The sequence below is a fragment of the Synechococcus sp. R8-2 genome, assembly GCF_047461715.1.
Classification (GTDB): domain Bacteria; phylum Cyanobacteriota; class Cyanobacteriia; order Thermostichales; family Thermostichaceae; genus Thermostichus.
The window spans coordinates 1-696 of record NZ_JANSHQ010000051.1; the positions used below are offsets into that span (position 1 = coordinate 1).

The following is a 696-nucleotide window of genomic DNA, read 5'->3' on the forward strand; positions in this document are numbered from 1 at the left end:
CCCCTCTCCCTTGGGGAGAGGGGGGTTATGGCTTCACCAAGACCATGCCGCGGGCCTGGGGGTCAAAGGTGGGATCCAGCCGGGTTTGGGCATTGTACAGGGCGCCGGTCAGATCCGCCCCCTCCAGAAAAGCGCCTCGCAGGTCGGCCCCCCGCAGATCGGCATTGTGTAACTTGGCCCCTGTGAGGTCGGCGCCGGTGAGGATGGCTCGACGCAAGTCGGCCCCGCTTAAGTTGGCCACCTGCAGATTGGCACCCGTCAGATCTGTCTGCTGCAGGTTGGCCTGCGCCAGATCGGCTTCCCACAAGAAAGCCCCTGCCTGAGCTGAGCCACTCAGATTGGCCCCTCTCAAATCGGCCAGATTGAGGATTGCTTGGGAGAGGTCGGCAGCTTGGAGATTGGCCTGTCTGAGGATCGCTTCTTTCAGGTTGGCCCCCCTGAGGTCAGCTCCCGGCAGTTCTGCCCCCGTTAGGTTGCAGGCGGGGCAATCTTTGCTGGGAAAAACAATTTGGGAGCGGCCCAGTTGGGCATCCAACTCCAGTTGGGCAAAGGCCGCAGCCCCTGGGAAGACCACCCAGCCGAGCAAACTCGCCCCACCCCAGAGCTTTGTGAACCGGAGCCATGCCATTCTTTTCACCGGATCCCCTGCACTGGCGATGGTAGCTGCTCCGGAGCCCAAGCGCTCCCCCTCACCCC

1 protein-coding gene is annotated in these 696 nt (G+C 63.1%); it reads right to left on the bottom strand.

Going from position 1 to position 696, the window contains the following annotated elements:
* Positions 1–25 precede the first annotated feature (25 nt).
* On the bottom strand, positions 26–628 hold the full coding sequence (locus tag NW819_RS01380; protein WP_414412664.1) for a pentapeptide repeat-containing protein: 603 nt from the start codon (positions 626–628) through the stop codon (positions 26–28).
* Between the last annotated feature and the right edge of the window lie 68 nt (positions 629–696).